General features: G+C 68.0%; 23 protein-coding genes and 1 rRNA gene. 11 read left to right on the forward strand and 13 right to left on the reverse strand.

The genetic code is table 11. The annotated features are described in order from the left end of the window. Complete coding sequence (gene lipA / locus CCN37_RS24965) at positions 1 to 1,005, forward strand: lipoyl synthase (RefSeq protein WP_086825275.1); 1,005 nt, start codon at positions 1 to 3, stop codon at positions 1,003 to 1,005. 48 nt (positions 1,006 to 1,053) lie between these two features. Here lipA and yidD read toward each other — a convergent pair whose 3' ends face one another. Next, positions 1,054 to 1,452, reverse strand: coding sequence for a membrane protein insertion efficiency factor YidD (gene yidD / locus CCN37_RS40115; RefSeq protein ID WP_168200846.1), 399 nt, complete (start codon positions 1,450 to 1,452; stop codon positions 1,054 to 1,056). A gap of 140 nt (positions 1,453 to 1,592) precedes the next feature. Here yidD and CCN37_RS24980 point away from each other — a divergent pair, with 140 nt between their 5' ends. Continuing rightward, positions 1,593 to 2,321, forward strand: a complete 729-nt coding sequence (locus CCN37_RS24980) for a DUF4191 domain-containing protein (protein WP_086825281.1) — start codon at positions 1,593 to 1,595, stop codon at positions 2,319 to 2,321. A gap of 128 nt (positions 2,322 to 2,449) precedes the next feature. Beyond that, a complete protein-coding gene (locus CCN37_RS24985) occupies positions 2,450 to 3,118 on the forward strand; it encodes a hypothetical protein (protein WP_086825283.1) in 669 nt (222 codons plus the stop codon). Here the strand turns inward: CCN37_RS24985 and CCN37_RS24990 are convergent. Then, entirely contained in the window at positions 3,115 to 3,519 is a 405-nt protein-coding gene (locus CCN37_RS24990) for an RDD family protein (RefSeq protein ID WP_086825285.1), read from the reverse strand. The two genes, CCN37_RS24985 and CCN37_RS24990, sit on opposite strands and share 4 nt — an antisense overlap. A 192-nt stretch (positions 3,520 to 3,711) precedes the next feature. Here CCN37_RS24990 and glnA point away from each other — a divergent pair, with 192 nt between their 5' ends. From glnA to CCN37_RS25005, 3 genes are all read left to right on the forward strand, one after another. Continuing rightward, the gene (glnA, locus tag CCN37_RS24995) at positions 3,712 to 5,136 is read left to right on the forward strand and encodes a type I glutamate--ammonia ligase (protein ID WP_086825287.1); all 1,425 of its coding nucleotides are present in this window, start codon (positions 3,712 to 3,714) and stop codon (positions 5,134 to 5,136) included. 375 nt (positions 5,137 to 5,511) lie between these two features. Beyond that, the gene (locus CCN37_RS25000) at positions 5,512 to 6,633 is read left to right on the forward strand and encodes a cytochrome P450 (protein ID WP_143261790.1); all 1,122 of its coding nucleotides are present in this window, start codon (positions 5,512 to 5,514) and stop codon (positions 6,631 to 6,633) included. Further along, on the forward strand, positions 6,605 to 7,891 hold the full coding sequence (locus tag CCN37_RS25005) for an MFS transporter (protein WP_086825291.1): 1,287 nt from the start codon (positions 6,605 to 6,607) through the stop codon (positions 7,889 to 7,891). The genes CCN37_RS25000 and CCN37_RS25005 overlap by 29 nt, the downstream gene beginning before the upstream one ends. On the opposite strand, the gene CCN37_RS25010 is transcribed toward CCN37_RS25005, so the two are convergent. The 3 genes from CCN37_RS25010 to CCN37_RS25020 all read right to left on the reverse strand — a co-directional run bounded on the left by CCN37_RS25010 (position 7,888) and on the right by CCN37_RS25020 (position 11,681). Then, on the reverse strand, positions 7,888 to 8,688 hold the full coding sequence (locus CCN37_RS25010; RefSeq protein ID WP_246843283.1) for an SDR family NAD(P)-dependent oxidoreductase: 801 nt from the start codon (positions 8,686 to 8,688) through the stop codon (positions 7,888 to 7,890). The genes CCN37_RS25005 and CCN37_RS25010 overlap by 4 nt on opposite strands. Before the next feature lie 6 nt (positions 8,689 to 8,694). Beyond that, positions 8,695 to 10,998 (reverse strand): penicillin acylase family protein, encoded by a 2,304-nt coding sequence (locus CCN37_RS25015; protein WP_086825295.1) that lies wholly within the window; start codon positions 10,996 to 10,998, stop codon positions 8,695 to 8,697. 110 nt (positions 10,999 to 11,108) lie between these two features. Continuing rightward, the gene (locus CCN37_RS25020) at positions 11,109 to 11,681 is read right to left on the reverse strand and encodes a helix-turn-helix domain-containing protein (RefSeq protein WP_086825297.1); all 573 of its coding nucleotides are present in this window, start codon (positions 11,679 to 11,681) and stop codon (positions 11,109 to 11,111) included. Between the two features lie 124 nt (positions 11,682 to 11,805). On the opposite strand from CCN37_RS25020, the gene CCN37_RS25025 reads away from it, so the two are divergent. Beyond that, positions 11,806 to 12,252, forward strand: a complete 447-nt coding sequence (locus CCN37_RS25025) for a hypothetical protein (protein WP_086825298.1) — start codon at positions 11,806 to 11,808, stop codon at positions 12,250 to 12,252. Between the two features lie 322 nt (positions 12,253 to 12,574). On the opposite strand, the gene CCN37_RS25030 is transcribed toward CCN37_RS25025, so the two are convergent. Together CCN37_RS25030 and CCN37_RS25035 are read right to left on the reverse strand one after the other, a co-directional pair. Beyond that, positions 12,575 to 13,291 carry a GntR family transcriptional regulator gene (locus tag CCN37_RS25030; protein ID WP_086825300.1) on the reverse strand — a complete coding sequence of 239 codons (717 nt, stop codon included), beginning with the start codon at positions 13,289 to 13,291 and terminating at the stop codon, positions 12,575 to 12,577. Positions 13,292 to 13,301: 10 nt separating this feature from the next. Then, complete coding sequence (locus tag CCN37_RS25035) at positions 13,302 to 13,820, reverse strand: UTRA domain-containing protein (protein ID WP_086825302.1); 519 nt, start codon at positions 13,818 to 13,820, stop codon at positions 13,302 to 13,304. 68 nt (positions 13,821 to 13,888) lie between these two features. Here CCN37_RS25035 and CCN37_RS25040 point away from each other — a divergent pair, with 68 nt between their 5' ends. From CCN37_RS25040 to CCN37_RS25055, 4 genes are all read left to right on the forward strand, one after another. After that, on the forward strand, positions 13,889 to 14,383 hold the full coding sequence (locus CCN37_RS25040) for a YfbM family protein (RefSeq protein ID WP_086825304.1): 495 nt from the start codon (positions 13,889 to 13,891) through the stop codon (positions 14,381 to 14,383). A gap of 130 nt (positions 14,384 to 14,513) precedes the next feature. Next, entirely contained in the window at positions 14,514 to 16,514 is a 2,001-nt protein-coding gene (locus CCN37_RS25045; RefSeq protein ID WP_086825306.1) for a PEP/pyruvate-binding domain-containing protein, read from the forward strand. A gap of 8 nt (positions 16,515 to 16,522) precedes the next feature. After that, positions 16,523 to 17,812: an MFS transporter gene (locus tag CCN37_RS25050; RefSeq protein ID WP_086825308.1), complete on the forward strand. Its 1,290-nt coding sequence runs from the start codon at positions 16,523 to 16,525 to the stop codon at positions 17,810 to 17,812. Continuing rightward, positions 17,809 to 18,063: a hypothetical protein gene (locus tag CCN37_RS25055; RefSeq protein ID WP_086825310.1), complete on the forward strand. Its 255-nt coding sequence runs from the start codon at positions 17,809 to 17,811 to the stop codon at positions 18,061 to 18,063. Before CCN37_RS25050 ends, CCN37_RS25055 begins: the two co-directional genes overlap by 4 nt. Before the next feature lie 41 nt (positions 18,064 to 18,104). On the opposite strand, the gene CCN37_RS25060 is transcribed toward CCN37_RS25055, so the two are convergent. The 6 genes from CCN37_RS25060 to rrf all read right to left on the reverse strand — a co-directional run bounded on the left by CCN37_RS25060 (position 18,105) and on the right by rrf (position 24,494). Beyond that, on the reverse strand, positions 18,105 to 21,122 hold the full coding sequence (locus tag CCN37_RS25060) for a bifunctional [glutamine synthetase] adenylyltransferase/[glutamine synthetase]-adenylyl-L-tyrosine phosphorylase (protein ID WP_086825313.1): 3,018 nt from the start codon (positions 21,120 to 21,122) through the stop codon (positions 18,105 to 18,107). Between the two features lie 21 nt (positions 21,123 to 21,143). Next, on the reverse strand, positions 21,144 to 21,368 hold the full coding sequence (locus tag CCN37_RS25065; protein ID WP_086825315.1) for a hypothetical protein: 225 nt from the start codon (positions 21,366 to 21,368) through the stop codon (positions 21,144 to 21,146). A gap of 25 nt (positions 21,369 to 21,393) precedes the next feature. Further along, a complete protein-coding gene (locus CCN37_RS25070; RefSeq protein WP_086825317.1) occupies positions 21,394 to 22,536 on the reverse strand; it encodes an inorganic phosphate transporter in 1,143 nt (380 codons plus the stop codon). A 113-nt stretch (positions 22,537 to 22,649) separates the two neighbouring features. Then, positions 22,650 to 23,444 (reverse strand): type 1 glutamine amidotransferase, encoded by a 795-nt coding sequence (locus CCN37_RS25075; protein ID WP_086825319.1) that lies wholly within the window; start codon positions 23,442 to 23,444, stop codon positions 22,650 to 22,652. Between the two features lie 9 nt (positions 23,445 to 23,453). Further along, a complete protein-coding gene (locus CCN37_RS40120) occupies positions 23,454 to 24,308 on the reverse strand; it encodes a GNAT family N-acetyltransferase (protein WP_168200847.1) in 855 nt (284 codons plus the stop codon). Between the two features lie 69 nt (positions 24,309 to 24,377). Next, positions 24,378 to 24,494 (reverse strand): 5S ribosomal RNA (gene rrf / locus CCN37_RS25085). Between the last annotated feature and the right edge of the window lie 121 nt (positions 24,495 to 24,615).

The raw sequence follows: 24,615 nt of genomic DNA on the forward strand, positions 1-24,615 counted from the left end.
GTGACCGTGGTTCCTGAGGGCCGCAAGCTGCTGCGGCTGGAAGTTCGCAACAGCGAGACTCCCATCGAGAGAAAGCCCTCGTGGATCAAGACGAAGGCGAAGATGGGCCCGGAGTACTCCGAGCTCAAGAGCCTGGTCAAACGCGAGGGCCTGCACACGGTGTGCGAGGAGGCCGGCTGCCCCAACATCTACGAGTGCTGGGAAGACCGCGAGGCCACCTTCCTCATCGGTGGTGAGCAGTGCACCCGCCGCTGCGACTTCTGCCAGATCGACACGGGCAAGCCCGCCGCGCTCGACCGCGACGAGCCCCGCCGGGTCGCCGAGTCCGTCCAGGCCATGGGCCTGCGCTACTCGACGGTGACCGGGGTGGCCCGCGACGACCTCGAGGACGGCGGCGCCTGGCTCTACGCGGAGACCGTTCGCCAGATCCACGAGCTGAACCCCGGGACCGGCGTCGAGCTGCTGATCCCGGACTTCAACGCCGACCCCGAGCAGCTGGCCGAGGTCTTCGGCTCGCGCCCGGAGGTGCTGGCGCACAACCTGGAGACGGTGCCGCGCATCTTCAAGCGCATCCGCCCCGCCTTCCGCTACGAGCGCTCCCTCGAAGTGATCACCAGGGCCCGCGAGGCCGGACTGGTCACCAAGTCCAACCTGATCCTGGGCATGGGCGAGGAGCCGGAGGAGGTCACGGCCGCGCTGCACGACCTGCACGAGGCGGGCTGCGACATCATCACCATCACCCAGTACCTGCGGCCCAGCCCGAGGCACCACCCGGTGTCGCGCTGGGTGAAGCCGCAGGAGTTCGTGGACCACTCGAAGAAGGCCGAGGAGATCGGCTTCGCGGGTGTGATGGCCGGGCCGCTCGTGCGCTCCTCCTACCGCGCCGGGCGCCTGTTCACCCAGGCCGTCAAGCACCGCGGCGAGGAGGTCCCGGAGAACCTGCGCCACCTGAGCGAGCAGGGCACCGCGGCCCAGGAGGCCAGCGCCGTCCTCGCCCGCCAGTAGTACTCGTCCCGGAGGAAGGGGCCGCACCCGCTGGTGCGGCCCCTTTCGCTATCCGCAGGCGGTGACGCGCGCGGCGGCCAGGCGCAGTCCGCTGCGCCCGCCGTGCCGGTGCACCGCGTCGACCGCGAAGGCGCTGCACGAGACCGGCTGCGGGCACGCGATCGTGAACCGCGAGAGCAACGCCTGGTAGCCGCGCAGCGCGCCGAGGGCGAACCGCCTCGACACGGCACCGTCGCCGACCATGCGCGAAGCCGCCATCAGCAGCGCGGACGGCCTGGGCAGCAGCGTGAAGTTGCCGCCGCCACCACCGCCTCCGCCGTCACCGCCTCCCCCACCGCCGTCGCTACCGCCGCCCCCGTCCGCTCCGGAGGAGTTGCAGCCGCCTCCGCTGCCGTTGTTCGAGGAAGCGGCCCCGCTCCACCCGCCGTTGCCTTTGCGTCGTGCCATCGCGGACCCCTAACGATGCTTGAGTTGGCGCATCGGACAGTGTCGTGTTCCAGCTTTCATGTTCCCGGCTTCCGGAGGCTCACGCCAGGAACTCGTCAGCCCGGCGCAACTCCCCTCGGGAGCGGCCGTATCCTGGGGGCATGGCCCCCAAGCTGGACAAGGCAGCCGCCAAGGAAGCGAAGCTCGCACGCCGCAAGGCGTCCCGTGAGCGTCGCAAGCAGATCTTCGAGGCGTTCAAGATGCAGCGCCGCGAGGACCGCGGCCTGATCCCGTGGATGGTCGGCGCCTTCCTGGTGGTGGCGGGCGGCATCTTCGCCCTCGGCCTGATCTGGGGCATGCACTGGATCTTCCTCGCGCCCGGCATCGCCTTCGGCGTGCTCGCCGCCGTGGTCATCTTCGGCCGCCGCGTGCAGCGCAACGTCTTCACCAAGGCCGACGGCCAGCCCGGCGCGGCCGCGTGGGCGCTGGACAACATGCGTGGCAACTGGCGGGTCACCAAGGCCGTCGCGGGCACCACCCAGCTCGACGCCGTGCACCGCGTCGTCGGCCGCTGCGGTGTCGTGCTCGTCGGCGAGGGCGCTCCGCACCGGGTGAAGCCGTTGCTGGGCCAGGAGAAGAAGCGCATCGCCAGGGTGATCGGCCAGACCCCGATCTACGACCTGATCGTCGGCAACGAGGACGAGCAGGTCAAGCTCAAGGACCTCCAGCGGCACATGACCAAGCTGCCCCGCAACATCACCAAGGCGCAGGTCGACGTGATCGAGACCCGGCTCTCGGCGCTGGCCGCGCGCGGTGCCGCCATGCCGAAGGGCCCGCTGCCGCAGGGCGCGAAGATGCGCAACGTCCAGCGCGCAATGCGCCGCCGCTGACGCGGTCGCTGTCCCTCTTTCCGGGTGCGAGCTTTCACAGGGTTCACCCACTGTTTCCTGGCGTTTTCGCTGATCAGCAGTGTTTAAACCGTTTCAGCGGGGCACGGGCGCCGCTATACGTTCCGCCGGTGACGAACGCTAGCCCGCTGAACGAGGAAGAGATCCGGGACAAGGTCCGTGCCGCGATGCTCCTCGGCAAGCAACGCAAGGCCGAACTGAGGAACACGGCGCCCGCCCCGGTGGTGGAGTCCACCCCGGAGACGGTTCTGCTTCCCGTCCTGCGCAGCACTTCCCGCCACGTGCCGTTGCTGGACATGCCGTCCTTCTCGGTGATCCCCGGCGCGCTGAGCGCCACCCTCGCCGAGGTGTGGTGGACGCCGGAGAAGCGCATCAGGATGCGGCACATCACGCGCGCGATGCTCGGCGGCCGCGACTTCGACGCCTTGGCGGGCGAGGCCGTCCACAACCTGATGGACGCCGTCGGAGTCCGCGTCTCCGAGGACCCCGACCCCGACCCCGACAAGGTCATCAGCCTGGAACGCGCCGGGCTCGCCGCCTCCGCCGTGGCCGCCCCGTCCCTGCGCGGCTTCCTGACGACGACGCTCAAGTCGCAGGACGTCCTGATCGCGCTGCCCTGCCCGGACAAGTTCTTCGCCGCCCGTGCCGACTCGCGCTGGGCGGAGAGCATGCGGGAGATGGTGGTCGAGTCCGGTTACGAGCCGGACCCGCTGGTCCCGTCCCTGATCCGGATGGACGGCTCGGGAATGCGGGTGATCGCCCAGCGCCCCGGCGGCTAGCGGGTGGTGAGAACGGCGGTGCTGACGACCTTGTCGTGCAGCCCGCGCCCGTCGTCGTCGCTGACGACGGCGGGAACCACCAGGCACAGCAGCAGGGTCCGCACCAGCACGCGGCCCGGGTCGGGGCGGAGCCCGTCGATCTTCACCAGGCGCAGCCCCGCGACCGCGTAGCCCAGCGTCCTGCCGAACAGCGAGTGCGAGATGACCGTCACCGCCGCGAAGATCACGATCGCCGACAGCGAGGGGTTCGTGGTGAGGAAGTAGCCGACCGCCGCGGCGGGCAGCCAGTCCACGACCAGCGCGAGGACCCTGCGGCCGAAGCCCGACAGCGAGCCGGGGCCGTGCGCGGGGAAGCCGAACCGCGCTCCGGGGTGGGTGACGGACTCCGGTTCGGTGCTCACGCTGTCAAGGGTAAGACCGGGTGGACGCGCACCCCCGACCAGGTGGGTCAAGGCACCGGTCCGGGGTGCCGTTAACACTGAGGAAACACTGGGGTAGCGGTCGAGCAACACCGCGGTCCTAGCGTCAGGGTCGTGTCAGCGGCAATCCCGTGGCTGACGGACAAGCTCACGTGCGTGAAGGAGCCAACGAGGGTGTTCACCAATCCCGACGAGGTCCTGCGCTTCATTTCCGAAGAGGACGTGAAGTTCGTCGACGTCCGGTTCAGCGACTTGCCGGGCATCATGCAGCACTTCAACGTGCCCGCCAAGGCGTTCACCGCGGACGCGATCGCGGAAGGCATGGCCTTCGACGGCTCGTCGGTCCGTGGCTTCCAGCAGATCCACGAGTCCGACATGCTGCTGCTGCCCGACCTGGCGACCGCCCGCCTGGACCCGTTCCGCGCCGAGAAGACGCTGATCGTCAACTTCTTCGTGCACGACCCGCTGACCCGCGAGCCCTACAGCCGCGACCCGCGCAACATCGCCCGCAAGGCCGAGCAGTTCATCGCGGAGTCCGGCGTCGCCGACATCGCGTACTTCGCGCCCGAGGCCGAGTTCTACCTGTTCGACTCGATCCGCTTCTCCAACACCCAGAACTCGTCGTTCCACGAGATCGACTCCGAGTCGGGCTGGTGGAACACCGGGCGCGAGGAGGAGGGCGGTAACAAGGGCTACAAGGTCCGGTACAAGGGCGGCTACTTCCCCGTCTCCCCGACCGACCACTACGCCGACCTGCGCGACCAGATCTCGCTGAAGCTCGCCGACTCCGGCTTCGAGGTCGAGCGCGCGCACCACGAGGTCGGCACCGCCGGTCAGACCGAGATCAACTACAGGTTCAACACGCTGCTGCACGCCGCGGACGACCTGCAGCTGTTCAAGTACATCGTGAAGAACACCGCTTGGGCCGCTGGCAAGACCGCGACCTTCATGCCCAAGCCGCTCTTCGGTGACAACGGCTCCGGCATGCACTGCCACCAGTCGCTGTGGAAAGACGGCGCGCCGCTGTTCTACGACGAGTCCGGCTACGCCGGCCTGTCCGACACCGCGCGGCACTACATCGGCGGCATCCTGCACCACGCCCCGAGCCTGCTCGCCTTCACCAACCCGACGGTGAACTCCTACCACCGCCTGGTGCCCGGCTACGAGGCCCCCGTCAGCCTGGTGTACTCGCAGCGCAACCGCTCCGCGTGCGTGCGCATCCCGATCACCGGCAACAACCCCAAGGCCAAGCGCGTCGAGTTCCGCTGCCCCGACTCCTCGGGCAACCCGTACCTCGCCTTCGCCGCCATGCTGATGGCCGGTCTCGACGGCATCAAGAACAAGATCGAGCCGCCCGCGCCGATCGACAAGGACCTCTACGAGCTTCCCCCCGAGGAGGCCAAGGACGTCCAGCAGGTGCCCACCTCGCTGGAGGCGGCCCTGGACAACCTGGAGAAGGACCACGAGTTCCTGTTGGAGGGCGGCGTCTTCACCGAGGACGTGATCGAGACCTGGATCGCGCTCAAGCGCGAGCAGGAGATCGACCCGATCCGCCTCCGCCCGCACCCCTACGAGTTCGAGCTCTACTTCGACGTGTGACGCGTCAGCACGAAGGCCGAGGGCCGGGTGACCACACGGTCGCCCGGCCCTCGGCGTTTCAGCGTTCACGCACATAACACAAGTTCACCCGCCCTTCTCAAGAACATGCCAAGTCACCACGAAAGCGTGATAAAGAAGCCAGCACCCGGCATTCGCTTTCGCAATCGAGAAATCTCGCCTAACCTTCTCCCTGTCAGTTGAACCAGGGAGGGATTCACATGACAACGATCGGAAGATTCATGTCGTGGATTCGCGGCGAGAAGCTTGTCGCGCTGCGCGCCTATTCCACCCAGTACGGGGGAACCTGATCCAGCGAGGTGGGGCGCCAACATCGGTGGGCGCCCCACCTCTTGACATTTTCTTCGGGGAGGAAACTTGCTTTCTCGGCACCCTTCACTCTGGTCGTACATCGTCGAGTGGGATGCCTTGGCGACAGCTGGCAAGAAGTGGACGTGGCTCAACGAAAAGGAAGTTGTTCTACTCGACCCCGCTCTCGTCCTCGCCGTTCTCCACGACAGGGAGCAGAACTACGAGGATCAATCCGCCTTCTTTAGAACTTCCGCTCACTCCCCGCTGAGCCCACAACTACGCCGACAGATGTCCGGCGCCCTCATTCGCGTACTCACAGCGAGAGAGCATTGCCCGAGGAGGGTTCTCCCGAAGCTCCTTGGGACATCGCACCGAGTTCCAGGGCTGGGCGTTCGGCTGATCGCCACGATTTTCGCCGAGGAACTCGGGCTCCGCTTGAGCACCGCCGCCGAGGTCGTCGAGGAGTATCTTTCCAGGATCATCATCGAGCATGACCTCCGAGGTAGCCGACTAGTCCCGGTCACAAGCGTGTTCACCAGGCTGATCGCACGCTTGGCTGACTGGCTGGAGTTCGAGTACCGCCCGCAAAACCCACCGAGGAACGTCTTCGACATCGCTCTCTCCGGGCGCCCCGAGCTCAATTTCACCGAGGTCGCGGAGCTCTCTCTTCGCCTCGTCCTCTCCGTCACCGGCTTCACCGGAATCGCGCTCGAGTGGGCGCTCGTTCTGGGTGCGCGGGGGAACACGCTGCCCCGGCGCGGGGCGGACCACTTGCTCAAGGAGACACAGCGCCTGTTCCCGACAGCCTGGCGACTAGGTCGCCGAGCGCGCCTGGATCACACGCTCGGCGAACTGAAGATTCTAGCCGGAACCACCGTCATCCTTTCCACGGCAACCGGACAGCGCAGCGAGAACGAGTGGCATGACGCAAAGACCCTCTTCCCTCAGCGCTGGGACACGCCTACACGGGAGAGCTTCTACGCCCCCTTCGGCCAGGGAATGAACTCTTGCCCCGCAAAGGCCCTGGCACCTCGAATGCTCGGTCACATAATTGCCGCGACAACAGACAAGATGACTGTTTCGTACACACCACATCTGATCGGAAAAAAGCCCACGGTGGGCTCATTGCTCGGTCTTCCCAGAGGTAGGCTTACTTTCCATGTCCGTGCCACACACGCAGAGCGCTGACAATGAGCCAGGCACGTCACTGAAAGGACACCGGGACTTCCGGCGCCTGTGGGCCGCTGACGCGGTGAGCCAGACCGGGGCGCAGCTCGCGGACTTCGCGATTCCGGTTCTGGCGGTCGTCTCGCTCGGCGCGACGCCGTTTCAGGTCGGGCTGCTCGACGCGAGCCACACGATCGCCTTTCTGCTGATCAGCCTTCCGGCGGGCGCCTACCTGGACCGCATGCGCAAGCGACCGGTCATGCAGGCGGCGAACCTGATGCGCGCGCTGGCTCTGTTGCTCATTCCCATCGCCCACTTCGCCGGGTGCCTGTCCTTCGGCGTGCTTCTCGCATCAGCAACGGTCGTCGGGCTCACCTCGGTGCTGTTCGACACGAGCTACGCCGGATACCTGCTCCCGCTGGTCGGCTCGGAACGACTCACGGCCGCGAGTTCCCGTTTGCAGGCAACCAACTCGGTCGCCCAGATCGGTGGCCCGGCGATCGCGGCGCACTTGGTCAGGATCGTGGCGACACCGGTGATCCTCCTGTTCACCGCACTGTCCTTTGTGGTCTCAACGCTCTTCCTGTCTCGGATCGCGATGGTGGAGACGGTCAATCCGCCGAAGGACAAACAGAAGCTCTGGCCGGACATCGTCGCCGGGCTGAGCCTCATCAGGAAACAGCCGGTCATCAGGTCGATCACCGCGAGCACGTTCGTACTCAACGCGGTCATGGGTGCGGAGAGCGCGGTGCTGGCCATCTACGTCCTGCGCGATCTCGCGCTCGGCACCACCGCGCTCGGCGTGTTCCTCTCAGCGGGCGCGATCGGCGGTCTTCTCGGCGCGGCTTTCGCCAACCGCATCAGCGAAAAGGTCGGCTCCGCGCGGGTGGTCACGGCGTCCGCGCTCCTGTTCTCCCCCGCGTTCCTCCTGCTCGCGTTCGGCGGCAATACGGGTGGACTCGCCGTGGTTCTCGTTGGCGCGTCGCTGTTTGTGCGGAGCTTCGCCGTCGTGCTCTTCAACATCTGTTCGGGCGCGTTGCGTCAGCGCACGACGCCGAAAGACATGCTCAGTCGGGTCGCGGCGTCGAACCGGTTCATCACGTGGGGAATCATTCCGGTCGGGAGCCTCGTCGGCGGCGCGCTCGGCGAGAGTCTGGGCGCGCACGGCGTGCTGTGGGTCGCCGCTCTCGTCTCGGTGCTGATCCCGCTACCGATCCTCTTGTCCCCACTGCGAAAACTGCGGGTCTTCCCCAAGGAATGGGACGTCCACGCGAGCTAAGCCTCTTCGGGGTCGTGGCCGAGCACGGAGCGGCCGCCGTCGACGGGCAGCACGGAGCCGTTGACGAAACTGGCCGAATCGGAGAGCAAGTACGCGACGGCGGCGGCCACCTCGTCGGGTTGGCCGACGCGTCCCAGGGCATGCAAGCGCGCCATGTCGGCTTCGACGGATGCGGCGGCGGATGGCGTCTGCTCAGCCAAAAATGCGGTGTACCGCGCGGTCGCGATGGAGCCGAGCGAAACTGCGTTGGCGCGGATGCCGCGAGGCCCGTACTCAACGGCCAGAGCCCGAGTCAATCCTTCAACTGCGGATTTGGCTGTGGCATAAGGAAAAGCGCCACGCACAGGACGTTGAGCCTGATGCGACGACACGTTCACCAGGGCGCCCGAAACAGAATCGTCGAGCCAGCGGCGAATCGCGACTGCGGAACCGACAACGGCGGGCTCGAAGTTGAGCGCGATCAGGTCGAGCACTTCGCGAACAGGCGCGGAGTGCAACGCGGCATCGCGGAACACGGCGGCGTTGTTGACCCAACCGGAGAAGCGACCCATGTCCTGAGCGCGATCGGCAGCTTGCTCCGCGACGGACTCGTCAGCAGCACTGCCAACGACGAAGGCGACTTGCGGATGCGTCAGCGCAGAAGGAGAAAGGTCAAGCACGACAACGGAATGACCGTCACCGAGGAGCCGTTCGACGATCGCGTGCCCGACACCTCGGCCGCCACCGGTCACCACGTACGAACGCCTCACAACGACCTCCAGTTCGGGCGTGGCCCCCGCCCCCTCAACGGGGGCCACGTCGACTCAGCGCTGGCGCACTTCGACCACGCGAAGGCCGGGCGACGCCATGATGTCCTTCTCGCAGAACCGCTCGGTTACCCACTGCTTGCGCGAATACAGCTTGGTCTGGTCGCTGTAGTGCGGTGAAGCGGGGTTCATCGACTGCGAGTACGCCATCAACGTCGAACTGTCCGGGCAGGCGCTGTTGTTGAACGACAAGGCGTGCAGGTACGTGGCACCGTGCTGCATCTCGGAATAGCCCTTGGCCGGGTCCCACGGGCCGGAAACCGCGTTGAACACGCCCAAGTTGCCCGCCGCGCCACCGATCGGAATGCGCTCACCGTTGCGGACCACGTAGCTGTAGTCACCCCAAGGAGCATTGATCGGGATCTTCGCGGCACGAAGTTCGGCGACGGCGTCGGTCAGCGCCTTCGCAACGCCGGGCTGATCGGTGTTCAACGTGTTGGGCGTGGCAACGGGATTGGCCGCGTCGAACGGCACCTTCCACTGCGAAGCGCTGGGCACCGCAGTGCGCAACTTCGCCCAGAAGCGGTCGAAAAGGAGCGCGCCGCGGCTCCCGACGTCGTGCTTCTTGTCCCAAGTGGACAGCGTGTCGCACGCTTCCTTCACGTCGGCGGGCATTGTGCGGCACAGCCGGACGAGGTCGTCGACCGCAAGCTCCGCGAGGTGGTTGCGGTTGGCGAACATCAAGTCCTGCACCGCTTCCCTGGTGAACTTGCCCTTCGCCAGCTGCTCCTCAATGGCGGTCAAAGCGCTTCGAGTGCGCGGACTCCGCGAGGCGTTCGCAGTGCCGAAAATCCGAGAGAAGCCGGTGATCGGCTGGTGCGGATTGGTCAGCCAGTAGCTGTCGTTGGAGTTCTCGACGTAGTCAGGGCGGCTCAGTACGGGAAGGCTGTCCGGGCCGAAAGTGCCGGGCTGCACGGCATCGCGGTCCTGCCCCCAACCGCAGTTCGAACGCGAACCGTCGAACACGGCGATTCCACGGTCTGCGTAGGAACGCTTGCCCAGTTCGGTATTGCACTCAGCAGCTCGGGCGTCGGTCACGTTCGGCACGACGTGCAGTTGCCGATACGACGCGTCCCCACGCGAATCGGTCGCGAAGACGTTCATCCACGCCAGCCCTTGGGTTTCCTTGAGACCGCGCATGGCCTCGTCGGAAGTACGGGCCTGCATCAGCCGCAGCGTCGAGTTCCCCATCCGGATGTTCTGCGCGTTGGCGTCGGCGAAAGCGAACGCGGTCTCCGCGGTCCACGGCAGGGCCTGCTCGCCGACCTTCTGGACGATCGGGCCGTAGCGCGTCCACCACTGCGGCTTGGTCACCTTTTCCGTGCCACCACCGGGTTTCGCGACGGTGACCGTGATGTCCCGTCGCGTCATGGCTTCGGGTGTGCCGTCCACCAAGTACTTCGTCGGCGACCCCGGAACGAGCTTCAGCTCGAACAGCGTGAACGTCCTGGTGGTGTCAGCCGCCGTGCCGCCCCACGCCATCGACGCCGTGTGACCGAGCCACAACAGGGGCAGACCCACGATTGCCGCACCGCTGGCGTTCAGCTTCCCGGGAATCGTCAGGTGCGACTGCCACAACCGAAGATCCGGCGCATGCCAAGGAAGGTGTGGATTGGCGAGCGAGATCCCCTTGCCGGTCGCGGTCGCCGAGCTGCCGAAGGCGATCGCATTGCTGCCGAGGTCGAGGTCCACAGTGGACGCCGGAGCCGATGCGTTCACAATGCCCGCCGCAGCGGCGCCTTGCCCGAACGCCATTCCCGAGGCGTACATGTGCCGGTACACGTCGAGCTCGGTCATCGGCCGGAGCCAGGCCGCGCCCTTGCACCCCGGATCGGTGATCCGGTTCTCGCGGAGGAACTGAGTCACGCCCGCCGCGTAGCCGGCCACCGCGTCGCGGACCTCCGGCGCCGGGCCGAGCTTTCCCTGTTGTGCCACAAGGCGTTCGACGATGCCGGAGTCATTGATCCCCTGGTAGTACAGATCGCTCGCGAGGTTCGTCGGAGTCTGCGCGAGGATGCCCTTCGGCGCGGTCTCCCCACCCAAGTACTTCGAGCGGGTCGCCGAGGTCGTGAGCATGGTGTCGGCGAGCGCGCACACGTTGTCGGTCGCCGCCGCATAGCCCTGGCCGAAGCCGAGGTCGCGGTGGGAGTTCGCGACGATGTGCGGAATGCCGAACTCGGTGTAGCGAATGGTGGCCGAGAGGCCGCGCCCCTGGGGCTGGTCGGCGATCGCCACCGCGCCGCTCGTGGCGACGAGCCCCAGCGCGACCGAGATCGCCGCGAGTTTGCGTCTGGCTAACACGGATGTTCTCCTTCTCGGGGAGTTGCGTACTCGATAAGGCACGCCCATCGGGCGCGTTGTGCGTTTCTTCCGTCCGTGCCGCCGAGTGGCCGCTCGGCGGCACGGGTCCTTCACTTCCCGTCAGGATCGGGAAAGGCGATGAAGCGCACGAGTACCGCCCTGGCTTCGGGCGGCATGTCTTCCTGCGCGCGCCAGTAGCGCTTCAGGAGCGCCTTGTACTCGTCGAAGAACTGCGTGAACTCGGCTCGCGTGAGCCCCAACGTGCCCCGCGTGAACGCGACGGTGTCCGCCCACTCCGAGTCGCCGAACCGCTCCTCCTGGTCGTAGCGGTGCCACGAGGCGAGGTCTTCGGCGATCTCGGTGTTCCTGAGATCACCGAGCAGCTTCAGCGCTTCCGGGCTCAGCTCCCGCGCCGGCGGCACCCGCAGGTTCCGCGCGCGCCTGCGCCACCACCGCTCCTTTCCCTTGCCGAGCGCCGGGTCCTCCTCGACGAACCCGTGCCGCTCCAGCTCGCGCAGGTGGTAGCTCGTCACGCCGGTGTTGCGCTCCAACGCCGCCGCGAGCGTGGTCGCCGAGGCCGGACCGCGCCGGAGCTCGGCCAGGATGCGCCTTCGGAGCGGGTGCACGAGCGCCTTCAGCATGGCCGGATCGGCCATGTCCTCCGGCTGCGGCGGTGTGGTCACGAGGTGAGGCTAGCGTGCACAGAAACTTGTGCACAGACTTCTGTGCACAGTTCCGGGTTTCCCCTGAGGCCGGTCAGCCCAGCTCACGGGGTCGCCGCGAACCAGAAACGCTATCGTTCACAGGGTGTACGAGCTGCTCAGCGGGCTCACCGGCTTCGAACCGGCGCCACGCACCGACCTCAAGGCGCTCCGGGCCGCCTGCCACGACGCCGCGCGGAACACGGGCGGCCAGGTCGCCGACTTCACCGAGGCCCGGATCGCGATGAGCTACCACGTCGCCCTCATCGCCTACCGCGACGACACCGTGGCCGTGCTCGCGAACGCGTTCCACCCGCTCCTCGCCATCGCCGAGCCACCGCGCCCGCACGAGTTCCGCCCGCCGTTCCGCGAAGCCCCCGAACTCGTCACCGCCCTCGCGGCACACGAGCCGTTCCGCGTCCTGTCCACTTCGGACCTCGACCGCCCGCTGTCCACTGTGGACACGAGCCGCCTAACCAAGGCCGAACACCGCGAACTCCGCACCTGGAAGGCGAGCACCATCGGCGACGTCGTCTTCAACCACTGGGACTAACGGGGTAGGACAAGCGAATGCTTGCCCTCTGGAGGGTCTACGAGACCCGCCAGCCTGGCGGCTTCGCGGGCCAACTCCCGGCAGAATCTGGCGAACGCCGCTCCACCTCCCGGAAAGGGCGGCGAGGACAGCGAGATGTTCCCCGGATCGAGGTAGAGGAACAACGCGTACTGCCCGGTCCCCGGCTTCCGCCTCACCACGGGTCCCGAGGCAGGCCCAGGCGCGCACCACAGGTTGAAGCTCATCGCACGTCCCCTCTCGTCCGACGCAAGCTTACCCGTTTAAGGCTATATCCCTTAAACTGTCACCCGGGCGGCGGACATCAGAGGATCTGCTGCCGGTAGCGCAGCAGGCAGAGGTGACTGCCCTTCACCAGCACTGACACCTCGACCGGTCGCTGGTTCTCGGCGTGGACAACGCGGAACTGGCAGACCACCGGAACACCCGCCGGAAGGTCAAGTTCGATCATTTCCTCGCTGGTCGGCACGCGCACCGACACCTCGTCGACGAACTCGCGCTGCGGCAGGCCCAGTTCCTCCAGCACTCGTGGCGCACCACCTTTGATCTTGCGAGCACTCGCCAGCGCGGTTCCCCGAGCAAGATCAGCCGGGTAGTACGACCGCGACAGCTCAACCGGTTCGCCGTCGTGAAACAACACCCGACGACGCACGAACGCGGTATCCGAGGGCTCCAGGTCAAGCGCCTCAACAACGTTGGCAGGCGGGCGAAGCTCCTCAACGTCGGGCGCGCCGTAGGAATAGCCGTGTGGTGACGGGGAGAAGTACGCGCCGACATCGACGACGAGCGGCTCGCGTTCGCGCACGAAGACACCCTTGCCCCGGTGACCAACGAGAAAGCCCTCTTCCTTGAGAGCCGTCAGCGCCTGCTGGATCGTCGTCCCAGCGACGTCGAAGCGCGAAGCCAGCTCCTGCGTGATCGGGAGTTGTTGTCCGGGCGCGAGATCACCCGACATGATCTGAGCACGCAGCTCGGCAGCGATCTGGTGGTGCCGAGGCCGACCGTCTCCTCGCTTGACCACGAACTCCTCCTCAGACGGACAACTGATAGCGAAGGCGGCGTCCCACCGCGGTCATTCGCATGACGCTCACCTCGAATGCCTTTCCCGCGCACAGCGAACGGCGAACCAACTGGAGCACGGGCCCGCCATGCAGATCGAGCCGCTCACGTTCCTCGTCTGTCGGGTTGTGCGCGGAGACGTCCTCGATCACCTGCTCGACGCGATATCCCAGCTCGGCGAGCAGGGTCACCGCGCCGCCGCTAATCCTGCGCCGCTCGGCCAAGCCAGTGCCACGAGCCAGCGAGGCCGGGTAGAAGGAATCCGTCAGCTCAACGGGACGCTCGTCCAAGAGCATGACGCGGCGGCGGACCACCACTGGTGAACCGGACGGAATCTCAAGCGCCGCAGCGATATCGGAGTCCGCGGACAGCTCAACGACATCGACGAGGCGTTGCTTGCCCACAGCACCGTGCCGAGCGGCCTCGTCGGCCCACGGATCACCGTGTGGCCTCAGGTAGGGCGTCGAGACGCTGAGCCAGTCACCAGTCATGCTCCGCCCCCACCTTGTGCGGTTGTGCCACAAACCAGCCTACGGCTTGTAGCCTTCTCGCCGTGGGAATGGACGGCAATTACCTCCGGGTCACGCAGGAGGAGCTGGAGCGGGCGCTCGAGGACCCGAACGGCTTCCACGACGACACCCAGGACGTGCTCGACGAACTGGCGGACGCCGATCTCCCGCCGGAGCAGGCCCGCTACCTGACCACGCACAAGGCGTGGCACGCGATCGCCTTCCTCCTCGGCCGCGCGGAGTTCCACGTGGACGTCGTGCACGGCGAGGGCGAGATCGCCGAGGAGGAGGACTGGGGCTACGGCCCGCCCCGCTACCTCAGCGCGGACCAGGTCGAGTCGGCGGCGGAGGCGTTGGCGGTGCTCGACTTCGACGAACTGCTCGAGAGCACGGACCCGAACGACCTGACGGAGGCGGACGTCTACCCGCTCACGTGGGACGAGGAGGACGCGCTGGAGTGGGTCGGCCATTGGTTCAAGCCGCTCCCGGCGTTCTTTTCGGCGGCGGCCGAAAAGGGCGACTCGATGATCCTCTGGATCGCTTGAGCAGCGGTTATAACGCCGTGATCTGATGCGTCACGTTTCCGGGCTACGCATCATATGACCTACCTCTCCACGCGAGAGTTTTGCCCGAACTCGTCCCCCGAGTATCTTTCGCATGTCATGCGGGGAAACAATGCGGAAAGAGGACGAGTTGTACACCGGTGCCGTTGAGACGGACGTCACGAAACATTCCCTGGTCGGCGAACGACTCACCCTCGCCGCCTTCGACCAGCTCTCCGGGACGCTCTCCGGCTACCGCTTCGTCAAGCTGCTGGTGGACCGCGAACTGGGACTCATCCACTTCATCAACAACGGTGAGCACCAGTTCCACGCCGAGTACATCGCAGAGTGCATTCTGACAATCCCGTACGCCGAAATGCTCGGGACCATCGACGAGTACAACCAGACCTTTTACCACGAGCCGGACCGGCGCTTCTGCCTCGGACTTCTCTCGTTGCACGACCGCGACGGCGGGCGTTTCCTCGCACTGGAGACCGTCGAGGTCGACACCATGCCGGCGGAAATGATCAAGTTCTTCTTCGAGTTCGTCCGCGACAACGTGGACGCGGCGCTGCCGCTGGTCTTCAAGCCCGCCTCGCACCTCCAAGAGCGCCACCTGCTCGACATTCCCGCCGGTGAACTCCCCCGAATCCAGGCGCACGAGCTCTTCGCGAACAGCCGCTACGTGCCGCTGAACACCGGGACCACCCGGGGACGGCTCCGCGCGTTCCGCACGCAGGTCGAGTACCGCGCCGCCGCGGAGTCGCTGGAGTGGTTCGACATCATCGCGATGGACCGGGTCCCGGACGACATCCCCCGCCTGGCCGGAGTGATCAACAGCGAGCCGACCACGCCGCTGTCGCACACCAACGTCCTCGCATCGGGGTGGGGCATCCCCAACGCCGTGCAGCTCGGCGCGCTCGCGCTGATCGACGAGCGCGGCCTGGACGGCGAGTGGGTGGAGTACGGCGTCGACGCGAGCTCGACCGAGATCGTGCTCCAGCGCGCGGCAAAGCCGGCCGACATGCCGGAGCCCGCGTGGCGCAGCGCCCGGATCACGTTGGAGGAGCCGGAAACCGACGCGACGCCGATCGTCTCGCTGGACCGGCTGCGCATGCGCGACGGGCACCGCTACGGCACCAAGGCCGCCAACCTCGGCGAGCTGGGCCACGTCCTGGCGCACGGCTCGGAGCGGCTGCTCGGCTTCTACCAGGTCCCGCGCCCGCCAAGGGCGAACCTGCTGATGTACCCGGCGAAACTGCTCGGCGTCCCGGAGAGCGCGAACCTCAACCAGGCGGCGTGGCGGCTGCTCTCCGAGCACGTGAGCATCCCCAGGGGAATCGCCGTGCCGTTCTCGGTGCAGCGCCGGTTCCTGGAGTCCTCGCCGCGCATCCAGCAGGCCATCGGCAAGCTCAAGATGGCCTTGGAGCTGGGCGCCCGCGAGATCGACCCGCTGTGCATCGAGCTCCAGCGGCTGGTCAAGGCGACGAGGATGCCCGAGGACCTCCGCCAGGAGATCGACAGCGCGATCTTCGCCCACCTCGGCGGGGTGCGGCGCTTCGTGATCCGCAGCTCCTCCAACGCCGAGGACCTGGCCGGGTTCTCCGCGGCGGGCATCTACGAGTCGGTCAACCACGTCGTCACCGCCGACGAGATCTTCACCAGCGTGAAGCGGGTGTGGGCGTCGCTGTTCTCCTCGCGCAGCGTCCGGTTGCGGCAGCAGGCGGGCATCTCGCAGGACGACTCCTACATGGGCGTGATCGTGCAGGAGGAGGTCCAGGCCCCCATGGGCGGAGTTCTCGTCACCTGCAACCCGATGAGCCGCGCGGACTTCCGCAACGTCTACCTCAACGTGTCCCGGCAGTCGGTGGCCGACGTGGTCTCCGGCGACTCGGTGCCGTTGCAGTACCTCTACAACACGATCGAGGGCGGCGGCCGGACGGTCTCGCTGGGCGACGCGGCCGAGGACCTGGACGAGCGGAGCCGGAACCTGTTGCAGCACTTGGCGCTCGCGGGCCGGTTCCTGCAGTCGCACTTCTCGCCGGACTACACCTTCGCCACGCCGATGGACATCGAGTGGGTCGCTGACTCCGAGCGCGTGCACATCGTGCAGCTGCGCCCCTACGCGAACTGAGGTACGTGATGCCAAAGTCGCCGAAGATCCGCTTGCGGGATCGAGCATCGTCACAGCCGGTCATCCGGCTCATGATCGGGTTCCAGCTGTTCTTCGGGCTGCTGCTGTGGACCCCGATCTTCTTCGAGTACCAGCGCCAGCTGGGCATCTCCGTGGCCGACATCCTGGCCATCCAGAGCATCTACTACGTGGCGTTCTGCCTGCTGGAGATCCCGACCGGGATGATCGCCGACCGGATCGGCTACCGCCGCTGCATGCTCGCGGGCGGCGCGGTCCTGGTGGTGTCCAACGTGATGCCGGTGTCGGTGCCCTCGTACTGGGGCTTCCTGGTGCACTTCCTGCTGATCGCGCTCGCCCGCTCGCTGGTCTCGGGTGCCTCCAGCGCCTACCTGTACGAGTTCATGGCGGCCAACGGTGAGCGCGAGCAGTACAAGCAGGCCGAGGGCAGCGCGCGCTCCTACAGCCTGGTCGGCAAGGTCGTGGGCTGGCCGCTGGTCGGCTTGGCCATGCAGTGGGAGATGACGCTGCCGTACTGGCTCACCGCCGTGAGCGCGGTCCTGGCCGTGGTCATGGCCTACCGCCTGCCGCCGCTGCCGGACAGCGTCCGCAAGCCGACCGAAGATCCGCTTGCGGGATCGAGCATCAGCAGGGCTCCGGTGATCACCTCGGTGCGCGAGTCGCTGGGGCTGTTGCGCCGCACGCCGATGCTGCTGCTGTTCATGGCGCAGGGCGTCGCGGTCTTCACGCTCGGGCGGATCTGCCAGGTGAACCTCTTCCAGCCGATCCTCACCGCCGACAGCGTCCCGCTGGTCGCGCACGGCATGGTGATGTCGGCCATGAGCGTCTTCGAGGCGCTGGGCTCGGCGCGCCCCGGCATCATCCGCCGCTTCCTGACCGACTCCCGCGCGGTGTTCGTGCTGACGGTCGTCATGGCGGGCACCCTGGCGCTGACCGTGCCGGGCAACGGGGTCGCCACCATCGCGGCGCTGTGCGTGTTCGCGCTGGCCATGGGCCTGTCGTTCCCGATCCAGCGACAGCTGATCAACGACGCCATCCCGCCGACGCCCTACCGCGCCACGCTGCTGTCCATCGAGTCGATCATCGACCGCGGCGTGTGCGCCCTGGTCGCGCTGGCACTGGGCAGCTACCTCGCCGAGGGCGCGCTGGCCGAGTTCCTGTTGCTGTCGGCGGGCGCCTCGGTCGCGCTGATGGCGGTCCTGCTGGCCGTGCTGCCGCTGGTGCGGCGGCGGGTCACACGCGGTGGAGAAGCGGCCCAGGAGGTACTGTCCGCCCCGTGACCGAGGTCTACGAGGAACCCACCAGGATCGTCACCCACTACTTCGACAACCTGGCCGACGCCGTCGAGGCGCTGGAGGCCACCGAGCGGCTCAGCCTCGGGGTGCGGCTGCACAACCGCACCACGCCCGAGACCGAGCCGGACGGCACCGAGGTGCTCGCCGAGGAGTGGGTGGTCGAGGTCTACGACGCCCCGCCGATCGAGAGCGAGGACGACTCCGAGGACGACGAGGAGTCCTCGGACGACGAATGACGCGCGACGACTGAGCGAAGGGGCCGGGAACGGCCCCTTCTTCACGCGTAGAACAACTTCTCGACCGCTACCCTGGCGCGTCGCGTCGTCCGCCGGTAGGTGTCGGCGAACTCGCCAGGGTCCATCGAGGCCGGATACCCCAGCGCCCGCACGGTCGCGGCCAGCTCCCGGCCCTGCGCGGGAACCTGATCGGTCGGCTTGCCGCGAACCAGGGTCACGGCGTTGCGCGTGCGCGTGGCGAGTTTCCACGCCGCGTCAAGCACTTCGACGTCCTCCGGCCCGATGAGCCCCGCCGCCCCTGCGGCCGCCAGACCGTCCACAGTGGACGTCGTGCGCAGCTCGGGAACGCGGTGCGCGTGCTGGAGCTGGAGCAGCTGCAACGTCCACTCCACATCGGAGAGTCCGCCGCGGCCGAGCTTGGCGTTCATCTTCGGATCGGTCCCCTTGGGCATCCGCTCCGCCTCGACCCTGGCCTTGATCCGCCGGATCTTCACCACCTCGGCGTTGTCCAGGCCGCCATCGGGATAGCGCACCGGGTCGATCATCTCCCGGAACCGCTCGCCCAGCTCGGCATCGCCCGCGACGGGGCGCGCCCGCAGCAGTGCCTGGAACTCCCACGTTTCGCCCCACTGCGCGTAGTACGACCGGTAGGACTCCAAGGTCCTCGCCAGCGGCCCGTTCCGTCCCTCCGGCCGGAGGTCCGCGTCCACGTGCAGCGCCGGGTCCTGGCTCGGCGCGCTCAGCAGCTTCCGCACCTGCTCCGCGACGGCCGAGGCGTACTTCACCGCGGCGCTGTCGTCGAAGCCGTCCAACCGCTCGCACACGAAGAGCACGTCCGCGTCCGAGCCGTAGCCCAGCTCGTTCCCGCCGAGGCGCCCCATCCCGATCACCGCGAGCCGGGCAGCGCGCTCACCGCGCTCAGCGCACACCGCGCGCTCCGCCGCGTCGACGGCCGCGCCCAGCACCGCCGACCACACGCTGCTCAACGCCTGGCACACGACGGGAAGTTCAACCAGGCCAAGCAGATCCGCGCACGCGACGCGCAGCAGCTCGTGCCGCCGGAACGACCGCGCCGCGATCACCGCCTGGGCCGGGTCGGAGTGCCTGGCGACCGCGCTGCGCAAGGACTGCGCGACCTCGGCCGGATCGCGCTGGGCCAGCTCCTTGGTGTCGGCGAGCAGCCGCAGCACCTCGGGCGCGCGCACTAACAGGTCCGGGATGACCTTCGCCGTGCCGAGCAACGTGGCCAGCCGCTGCGCGACCGCGCCCTCGTCCCGCAGCAACCGCAGGTACCACGGCGTGTTCGCCAACGCCTCCGACACGCGCCGATACGCGAGCAGCCCACCGTCCGGATCTGGTGTGCTGGCAAGGAGATCCAGCAGCACCGGCAGCAGCGCGCCCTGGATCGCCGCGCGCCGGGTCATGCCCTCGGTGAGCGCCTGGATGTGCCGCAGCGCCCCCTCCGGCGAGGTGTAGCCGAGCGCCGCGAGCCGCTGACCGGCCGCCTTCGGCGTCAGCCGCAGCTCCTGCGTCGGCACCCGCGCCACGGCTTCGAGCAGCGGCCGGTAGAACAGCTTCTCGTGCAGCCGCCGAACCCTGTTGGCGTGCCTGCGGAACTCGGCGACGAGCACTTCGCCGCTGCTCCGCTTGCCATCCGCCCGGATACCGGAAGCCCTTGCCAGCCAACGCAACGCGGCGCGGTCGTCGTCGGCGGGGAACAGGTGGGTCCTGCGCAGCCGCTGGAGCTGCAAGCGGTGTTCGAGCAGCCGCAGGAACCGGTAGGAATCGCTCAGCTCCGCCACGTCGGCGCGCCCCACGTACCCGCCAGCGCCCAGCGCCGCCAACGCGTCCACAGTGGACTGTTCGCGCAGGTCCTCGTCCGTGCGACCGTGCACCATCTGGAGCAGCTGCACCGCGAACTCGACATCGCGCAGCCCGCCGCGGCCGAGCTTCAGCTCGCGCTCGCCGAGCCCGACCGGCACGTGCTCCTCGACCCGCCGCCGCATCGCCTGCACGTCGGCGACGAAGTCGTCGCGGTCGGCCGCCGTCCACACCATCGGCCGGACCGCGTCGACGTGCCGCTGGCCGAGCACAAGGTCCCCGGCGACCGGGCGCGCCTTCAGCAGCGCCTGGAACTCCCACGTCCTGGCCCACCGCTTGTAGTACGCGAGGTGGCCCTCCAACGTCCTGACGAGCGCGCCCGCTTTGCCCTCCGGCCGCAGCGCCGCGTCGACCTCGAAGCACGCGGCACCGGCGATCCGCATCATCGCGCTCGCGAGCCGGGTGGCCGGACCGAGTTCCGAATCGGGTTCAGCAACAAAAACAACATCAACATCACTGACGTAATTGAGCTCACGCGCGCCGCACTTGCCCATGGCGATCACCGCCAGCCCGCACCGCAGCGGACCGACCTCAGCGGCTCCGATCGCGAGCGCTGCTTGCAAAGCGGCCACCGCGAGGTCCGACAGACACGCGGTGACGGCCTCGTATTCGGGAATCGGAAGCGAGGTCTCCACGACGTGCGCCAAGTCGGCGGCGGCGATGCGCAGCAACCACACGCGGTAACGCGACTTGAGCACGCGAACCGCCTCAGCACTGGGCAAAGTCGCCACGGTGCCCTCAGGGGTCCCCGGGTTCCCCACCGCCGGATCGGCGCCGACCGCTGTGAGCAGATCCGCGATCAGGTCGTCCTGGCCCGGCAGCTCCGTGGGCATCCGCCCGTCCAGCTCCCGCCACAGGTCCGGGTTGGCAGCGAGGAAGTCGGTGAGCGCCGTCGAGGCCCCCAGCACTCCGAGCAATCGCCCGCGCAGCCCGGCCTCCGTCGTGACCGCCCGCTCCAACTCGGCCCAGTCCGCGCCGAGCGCGTCGTGCAGCCGGTCGAGCCCGCGCAGCGCCAGGTCCGGGTCAGGACTGCGCGACAGCGCTCCGAGCAGGTCGGCCGCGTGCTCGGCGGGTCCGCCCGCCAGCCACCAGCCGAACCCGCGGAGCAGTTCCTCGGCTCGCTGCTCGGTCAGTCCGAACCGCGCCGGCGACGTCGCCGCGTGTGCTCGATTGCTCATCGAGCACAACGGTAACGGTCACTACCCCAGGACGATGACGTACAGGCCGTAGAGCACGACCGCGACGCAGCCCGCGAACGCGAACGCCGCCGCGGTGGTGCCCCCGGCACCCGAGCCGCCCTTCGCCTTGGCCTCGCCCCTGCTGACCACGCCGCGGATGCCCGCGACGTAGAGCACCACGAGCACGAGCACCGCGGCCAGGCTGGCCACGAAGACCTCGGCCAGTCCGGCCCAGTTGATGTTCACGGTTCTCCCCGTCCTGCTGGGCGGATCAGGCGGCCGCGCGAGCGGCGTGCGGACCGGTCTCGCCGGCGATCTCGTCGACGACGTGCTCCGGGTGGATGGGCTTGCGGCGCGCGGCGAGGTACAGGCCGATGGAGACGCCGATCCCGGCCAGCGCCACGATGATCACGCCGACGGTGCCGAAGGAGGCGATCTCCCCGGCCAGCGCGCCGACCACCCCGGCGGCGGGCAGCGTGAGCAGCCACCCGGCGGCCATCCGGCCCGCGACGCCCCAGCGGATCTTGGCGCCCTTGCGGCCGAGGCCGGAGCCCATCACGCCGCCCGAGGCCACGTGCGTGGTCGACAGGGCGAACCCGACGTGCGAGGACGCGAGGATCACCGTGGCGGCGCTGGTCTGGGCGGCGAAGCCCTGCGGCGACTCGATCGTCGTCAGCCCCTTGCCCAGGGTCTGGGTGATCCGGCCGCCGCCGAGGTAGGTGCCCAGCGCGATCGCCACACCGGCGCTGACGATCACCCAGACCGGCGGGCCGGAACCGGCGGGCAGCGATCCCGCGGTGATCAGGGTCAGCGTGATGATGCCCATCGTCTTCTGGGCGTCGTTGGTGCCGTGCGCGAGCGAGACCAGCGAGGCCGAGATGACCTGGCCGATCTTGAACCCGGTGCCGACCACCTCGGGGGAGGTGGTGTTCCTGGTGAGCCGGTAGGTCAGGAACGTCGCCAGCCCGGCGATGATCCCCGCGACCAGCGGCGCGGCCACGGCGGGCACCAGCACCTTCTCGGCGACCTTGGCGAAGTGCACCGCGTCCATCCCCGACGCGACCCAGGTGGCGCCGATCAGCCCGCCGAACAGCGCGTGCGAGGAACTCGACGGCAGCCCGAAGTACCAGGTCACCAGGTTCCACATGATCGCGCCTATGAGGCCGCCGAAGATGATGGCCGGATCGATCAGCGCCTCGTCGACGATCCCGCCGGAGATGGTCTTGGCCACCTCGACCGAGAGGAACGCCCCGACCAGGTTCAGCACCGCCGACAGGGCGACCGCGGTCCGCGGTCGCAGCGCGCCGGTCGCGATGGAGGTCGCCATCGCGTTGGCGGTGTCGTGGAAGCCGTTGGTGAAGTCGAAGGCGAGCGCCGTGAGGACGACAACGATTACGAGTAGAGAGGCATCCACACTGATCCTCCGGCAGTGCTGACATCGTCGGACAAGACGCTACCGGGCCGAGGTGGGCGCGTTCGCGCCCACTCGGGTGTCACCTGCGCCTGGCTATGGACAACGGACACAAATCACACCAAAGGAAGGGTGCGGCCCAGACTTCCGGCGGGACGCGGGCCTTCCTGGGCCAGTCGAACGAACCGTTGCGCGAAGGGCTCCCACGTTTCCACCAGGTCCTGGTGGAGCTGGTCGAGCCCTTCCCTGGTGAAACCGCCGCGCGGGGCCAGCCGGGCAGCGTCCGGATCGGCCGCCGCCCAGTCCAGCACCATCTCGGTGGTGGTCTCGATGTGGAACTGCACGCCGTAGCCGCAGCTGCCCACCAGGAAGGCCTGGTTCTGGCAGCGCGGCGAGGACGCGAGCAGCTGCGCCCCCGCGGGGAGGCTGCTGATCTCGTCGTTGTGGAACTGCAGGACGTCCGGCGTCCACGGCAGATCCGCGAAGAGCGGGTCGGTGCCGACCGAGTCGCGCTTGGCGACCAGCCTGCCGCCGACCTCGGGCCCGTCCTCCATCGGCCGCACGATCCCGCCGGTGGCCATGGCCAGCAGCTGCGCGCCGAGGCAGATCGCCAGGGTCGGCAGGTTCCGCGTGACCGCGTCGGCCAGGAGCTTGCGCACCGAGGCCAGCCACGGGTGGCGCAGCTCGTCCAGCGCGCTCGCGTCGCCGCCGAGGCAGACCACGCCCTGGTAACCGTCGAGCGTGGCGGGCAGCGGCTGCTCCGGCGCCAGGACGACGTCGAGCTCCGCGCCGGCGCCGAGGAGCCAGTCGGCGAGCGTGCCGGGTGGGTTCGTCCGGCACAGCTGCACGACCAGGAGTCTGGTCGAGCGCGCCGGTTCGGGCGCTCCGCTGGCGGGATCGGGCGTGGACATGCCTAGAGCCTAGTTCCCTTGTCCCAAAAGGACATTCGCGGTGTCGTGCACGGGTTGATAACCAATGCGCTGGTAGATGGCGTTGGACACAGGATTGTCGATGACAGTGAAAAGAACCACACAGTCGGCCCCCGCCTCGCCCGCCCAGCGCGACATCGCCGCCGTGACAGCGGAGCCGTAGCCGTTGCCGCGCTGCTCGGGGGGTGTGTAGACGAAGCTCACCCTGCTCATCCCGCTCACCACCCCGCTGGCCTGGGCGCAGGACACGGGCTTCCCGTCGACCTCCCAGAGCAGGACCGTGGTTCCCATCTCAAGGGCCTGCCTGAGTCCGGCTTCAGCGGCGTCGATGTCCAGCTCAACGCCCAGCACACGTGAGAAATCCTTGCGCCACAACGAAACCAGCTCAACATCGGCTTCCGTCAGCACCCTGGCCGTGCCTCGCACGTCCGGCGGCACCAGCGTGGCCAGCCGATAGAGCCTTTCGCCCCGCTCCAGCCGCCACGGCCGCCCCGTCAGCTCCTGCCAGGCGTTCGCGAACGCTTCAGCGACCTCGACGGGGCCGTTGATCGTGTCCAGGTCCGGCGCCAGCGCGAGCACCTCGGCGGCAACAGCCCTCATCGCGGACGTGCGCAGGCCGCTCAGCCCGCTCAGTCCGAGCGGATAGGGCGGGGTGCGGAACACAGCTCCGGTGAGGACACCGTCCTCGTGAACGGTGATCAGCGGACCGACATCGTCCTGGTACGGAGTCCCCAGCCTCGGCACGACGGCCGCGAGCGGGATGGTGTGAGCGGCCGGGTCCGCGAGGTACAGCGACTGGGCGACGTCCCAGAACCCGGCGAGGTCGGTGTGCGTGCGCAGCTCCATGCGCATTTCCTACCCCAGACATGCCGATGGGGGAGACCGAATAAATCGGTCTCCCCCATCGGAAAGATTGTTCGGCGGCGTCCTACTCTCCCACACCCTCACGAGTGCAGTACCATCGGCGCTGGAGGGCTTAGCTTCCGGGTTCGGAATGGGACCGGGCGTTTCCCCTCCGCCATAACCACCGAAACACTATGGAATTCACAACCACACCGAACCAAGCCTCACCCTCATCGAGACCACCAGCCATACCGGCCTTCGGTCCCCACAAGAAGAGTGTCTTGGTTCCGGGGTTGTTCTCCCAGAACCG

This window comes from Allokutzneria sp. NRRL B-24872 (genome assembly GCF_002155965.1).
In the GTDB taxonomy this organism is placed as follows: domain Bacteria; phylum Actinomycetota; class Actinomycetes; order Mycobacteriales; family Pseudonocardiaceae; genus Allokutzneria.

What these genes read in the sequence shown, in the direction of transcription:
- yidD (WP_168200846.1), bottom strand. Translation starts at nt 1,452, where the DNA reads ATGGCACGACGCAAAGGCAACGGCGGGTGGAGCGGGGCCGCTTCCTCG.
- CCN37_RS24980 (WP_086825281.1), top strand. Translation starts at nt 1,593, where the DNA reads ATGGCCCCCAAGCTGGACAAGGCAGCCGCCAAGGAAGCGAAGCTCGCA.
- CCN37_RS25005 (WP_086825291.1), top strand. Translation starts at nt 6,605, where the DNA reads ATGTCCGTGCCACACACGCAGAGCGCTGACAATGAGCCAGGCACGTCA.
- CCN37_RS25035 (WP_086825302.1), bottom strand. Translation starts at nt 13,820, where the DNA reads ATGACTGGTGACTGGCTCAGCGTCTCGACGCCCTACCTGAGGCCACAC.
- CCN37_RS25040 (WP_086825304.1), top strand. Translation starts at nt 13,889, where the DNA reads ATGGACGGCAATTACCTCCGGGTCACGCAGGAGGAGCTGGAGCGGGCG.
- CCN37_RS25045 (WP_086825306.1), top strand. Translation starts at nt 14,514, where the DNA reads ATGCGGAAAGAGGACGAGTTGTACACCGGTGCCGTTGAGACGGACGTC.
- CCN37_RS25050 (WP_086825308.1), top strand. Translation starts at nt 16,523, where the DNA reads ATGCCAAAGTCGCCGAAGATCCGCTTGCGGGATCGAGCATCGTCACAG.
- CCN37_RS25060 (WP_086825313.1), bottom strand. Translation starts at nt 21,122, where the DNA reads ATGAGCAATCGAGCACACGCGGCGACGTCGCCGGCGCGGTTCGGACTG.
- CCN37_RS25075 (WP_086825319.1), bottom strand. Translation starts at nt 23,444, where the DNA reads ATGTCCACGCCCGATCCCGCCAGCGGAGCGCCCGAACCGGCGCGCTCG.
- CCN37_RS40120 (WP_168200847.1), bottom strand. Translation starts at nt 24,308, where the DNA reads ATGGAGCTGCGCACGCACACCGACCTCGCCGGGTTCTGGGACGTCGCC.